Origin of the sequence: Caballeronia sp., from assembly GCF_049581465.1 — a bacterium.
Lineage (GTDB): Bacteria > Pseudomonadota > Gammaproteobacteria > Burkholderiales > Burkholderiaceae > Caballeronia.
The window spans coordinates 1-4,131 of sequence record NZ_JBAUSA010000868.1; the positions used below are offsets into that span (position 1 = coordinate 1).

Consider the following 4,131-nt stretch of genomic DNA (forward strand, 5'->3'; position numbering starts at 1 on the left):
GTGCTATATATAAGGATCTATTCCCTAAGAATCAAAAGAGACAACCAGCCAGCGTCCCCGGTGATCTCGAACGCCTTTTGGGATTGGGTTTTCATCGATTTTTGATTTTTAAGTTGATGCGCGAAGCCAAGGCGCACGCCAAATTGCTTTCAGACGTTGTCGAAGCAACCTGGGAACATCTGCGAAACGCCAAGCATCCGATCAACTACCTTCGCGCCCTGCTGCGAACGCCTGTGGATTTCAGCCATCAAGTACGTACCAAGTTCGCTGCAGCTGAACAGCAACAGGCGACCGTCGAACACGAGAAGCAAATCGCGTCGACCGTTACCGAGTTCGCCGGCAAGACATTTATCGACAGCACAAATACCCGCTTGATCACCGTCTCAGCTTCAGCGGAATCCATCGTCATGCAGCATTACGCCGAATCGGCACCGCGCATCGCCGTCGCTAAATGGCAGGAAGAATTTGTCGCCGCTGTAAAAGCGCACAAAATCTCCCTCATAACTGAAGCAAGTGCCAACGCGTTCAAGGCCAAGCGCGGCCAGCGGTCAACTTCCTCAGATGTAACCGAACCCAGCAGTGTCCAACCTTCTAACGCCCGCGAAAGAACGTCCCAGATACATCAGCGTCTCAGCGACATAAAAAAGCTCTTGAGAAGCGCATGCGCCAATCTTCCAGCGTCCAATCCAGATCTACGATCCGTAGGAGCCGGCCATCTGTCCCGTTCACCTAACGTCCCCGTGACCGCTATGGGAAAAACCGAAATCCATCGTTGAACTGCCTAAAGAGCCGCCTAAGCCGACGCCGAATCAGCAGGAATGCCCCGATTAAACGACACGGACCCAGTGAAGTAAGTAAATGCAATATGGACCGGGCACGGGACGATAGCTGGTAGCGCACAGGCACCGCTGGACCAGCGGCGCAGCTTAGTAGTCGCAAGACCAGCGGATTCGGAGACAACTATTGCGCACATGACATCGCTGGAAAATAACCATTTGCCTCGAGATCACGCTCCCGAGGCATTTTTCCAACTAACCGCCAACCCTGAACGTGCATTATTCGTCAGCACCTATAAGACCTGAAAGTACCAACCCCCCTTTACCGCTCACGAAGACACCCAAAGTAGCGCCCGATATTTCACGGATCCGTCGTCATCCGAACTCCAGGCCGCGAAGGATCGTGAACGGTACATCCGATCTCCTCACCGTCCACGTTACGCTTGGATATATCGCTGCGAAGCTTGTGCCGCAAGGTCGGAGCCGCCCCACCGGGGCCAACCCATTAGCCGGATTGCTTCGTCCCGCCAAAGTCGTTCTCAATCGCGAAGCCGGAGGTCGGTCCATTTTCCAATTTCTTCTTTAGCAAGCGCCCGGTTAAAGTCGTGAACAGACGATGCCGATTTCCGATCCTCCACCCCTGGATTACAACTCCGGATCTGCCCCCATCATTGCCGCCCCCACTGAAAACCGACCGTGTCGGTGCCAATTGGCCGTAAGCGACACGCTCGGCGAACCAAGCCGCGAATAGCAGACGGCGCAACCAAATCTCAACATATATCACTTGTTTTGATATATATAAAACTCGATGATATAGTTTGCAACATGCAAACCGATCAATGGCATTTCGCTCGCCCCAAACTCGCCGCGGGCTACCTACAGTTGTTCGGACTAGGGCTATCGTCGGCTCGAACGCTATTTGCGCGCCGGCGGATGGGGAAGACAGAATTTCTCCTCAAGGACCTCGTGCCGGCCGCGTGCACGACCGGGTACCTCTCGGCGTACGTCAACTTATGGGATGACGACGACGAACCCGCTGGCGCGCTGGTCGGAGCGCTCTACGCGGCGATCGAACCAAACTGGTGGACGAAACTCGCACGCCACGCCAAACGACCACTAAAGCGGATCAAGGCAACGGGAAAAATCTCCGCGTTCGGCGAAGCATCGGTTGAAGCGGAAATGTCGACGGAAGACAAACAGTTCGTCGGTACGCTACTGTCAGAAGCGCTCAAAGCCTTCGATGCACAGCCAAGACCTATGCTGCTAATCATCGACGAAGCGCAAGTCCTCGCGGCCGCAACTCATTCAAATTTTGCGCACGCACTGCGCGCTGGACTTGACGTTCGAAAGGACCGCCTAAAGGTCATCTTTGCGGGCAGTTCGGAGCCTACGCTGCGGACCATGTTCGGGCGCTCGTCCGAACCGTTTTTCAACTGGGCACCGCTCGAACCCTTCCCGTTACTCGGTCGCGATTTTCTTGAGTTCATGGTCGAAAAAGCAAATAACATCGCGACCCATCAACTGTCAGTAAAGCACGCCGTCAAGGCGTTTGAACAACTCAACAGTACACCTGAATTTTTTAGGCGTTTCATTGAGCGCCATCTAACCTATCCGTTCGATGGACCCGACGGCGCACTCCAGTTCACAAAAGAACATGTCTTCAACAGCGACCAGTTCAAGCGCCAATGGACTTGCCTGCTACCCGCGGATCGAGCGTTGCTCGGCATGATGGCGCAAGGTATGGTCACTGACTTCCATGGGCAGGCAGCACGCGAACAACTCGGCAAGCTGCTGGGCCTTCCCAAACCACCGCCGATGAATACGCCCGCCCATTCATTACGCCGCTTACAAGCTGACAACATCGTGATGAAACTTGCACATGGCGAGTATCGATTCGAAGATGAAGCGTTTTCCCAATGGATACGGGAACGGGACATACTGGGTGATGATTCGGTAAGCTGAATAAAATTGAAGACCAAGACTGATAAGCAGAAAATCAAAAGCTTTCAGCTCAAGCGATGCCAATTTGCGCACAAAAAAAAGGCGCCGCTCCCGTTATGCACGGTCAAGCCGCGTTCTAACGAACAGAGAATGCGAGGAGCAGAATCGCCGCTCATCGCGCTATCCTTACGCGACGTTTATCGCGTCGATACGAAGCTCCTTCCACGCGCTACCGACCGGCACAGCCAGCCCGAGAATTTCCCAGAGTGGCCGCTCGTCGCCGAGGTTCATGGTCTAAAGGTCGTCGAGCACCGTGCGGCATTCGTCGTCGAGTTCGTTCAGGCGGACCAAGGCGGGGCGAATCACGTTGCCCACACTGTTATTTTCCCATCGGATTCACCGGGAACCACGTCTTCTCGCTATCGCGCAGACGCGTATAGGGCAGGGCGCAAATGCCGCGATCCACATTGCCCCAGTTCAGGTCGACCATCACCGACTCGTCGATATCGCTGTCGGGATAGGGCGGAAATATTCGATAAAGCAGCGACGCCGCGTGGATCGCATGGATCATGCACGGCGTCGGAACCATCCTGTAAGGGACAAGCGGTCGCGGATTGCGGGTAGTACTTCGTGCAGCATGTCGGCCGACAGAAACAGCGCCATTCGGCCGCCGACCGGATAAATATCCCGCGTGCACATGCCTTGCGGATGCAGCCGCAAGGCGCCGCCTTGTTCGGGTAGCCAATCGTGATTCAAATAGACCACGACGGACACGACGCGGCTATCGTCGTCACGAAACCGATCGCGATGTTGCTGGTACGAAGCACCGGGCGGGTAAAACGCAAAGTGGCTTTCGTATTCATCGAGTCCGAGGTAAAGCTCGCGGTTCAATACCACGCGCAACGCTTCCATGATCGCGAGGTACCGGTCGCAAGCGGTGGACTGGCCGGGTTCCAGCCACAAAATATGGTCACCGCGAACGCTTGGTTGTAGCGCTCGTGCCGCGCCCCGGCTAACTTGCGCGAGCGTGAGTGAACCGGCCGCAGCGAGCGCCGTGCATTCCTGAGCCAGCGCAAGCGTCAAATCGGGTGGCAAAAAATTGTCCTGCTCCGACCAGCCATGTTCGTGCAGGGTATCGACGATTCGCCGATACCGTTCGTCTCCGGCAGCATCGCAATGCGCCGGCGAGTGTGATCGGATCAATGCCATGTTCCTTCGAATTGAGGGTACTGCGTAGAATGCCGAACGCACGTTCGAGGCGGGATTGGGGGCAGAAGAGCCGCTGAAAACGGCATCGAGCGCTGCAATACGTGCGCGATATTAACATCCGCTATGGATCGATCCGGCGAAGGGACGCTGGCAGTCGACCGCGCGACGGCCTCAGCGAAGGCTCTAATAAAGCTCGGTTTTCAAG

3 protein-coding genes and 1 pseudogene are annotated in these 4,131 nt (G+C 55.6%); 2 read left to right on the forward strand and 2 right to left on the reverse strand.

Features of this window, described 5'->3' with window-relative positions:
• Together WCA53_RS21260 and WCA53_RS21265 are read left to right on the forward strand one after the other, a co-directional pair.
• Positions 1-776 (forward strand): annotated as a pseudogene (locus WCA53_RS21260) (hypothetical protein); the annotation flags it as partial.
• A 1,179-nt stretch (positions 777-1,955) separates the two neighbouring features.
• Positions 1,956-2,738: a hypothetical protein gene (locus tag WCA53_RS21265; protein WP_423915285.1), complete on the forward strand. Its 783-nt coding sequence runs from the start codon at positions 1,956-1,958 to the stop codon at positions 2,736-2,738.
• Between the two features lie 358 nt (positions 2,739-3,096).
• Here WCA53_RS21265 and WCA53_RS21270 read toward each other — a convergent pair whose 3' ends face one another.
• Positions 3,097-3,288, reverse strand: coding sequence for a hypothetical protein (locus WCA53_RS21270; RefSeq protein ID WP_423915288.1), 192 nt, complete (start codon positions 3,286-3,288; stop codon positions 3,097-3,099).
• Positions 3,285-3,920: a 2OG-Fe(II) oxygenase gene (locus WCA53_RS21275; protein ID WP_423915290.1), complete on the reverse strand. Its 636-nt coding sequence runs from the start codon at positions 3,918-3,920 to the stop codon at positions 3,285-3,287. The genes WCA53_RS21270 and WCA53_RS21275 overlap by 4 nt, the downstream gene beginning before the upstream one ends.
• Positions 3,921-4,131 lie beyond the last annotated feature (211 nt).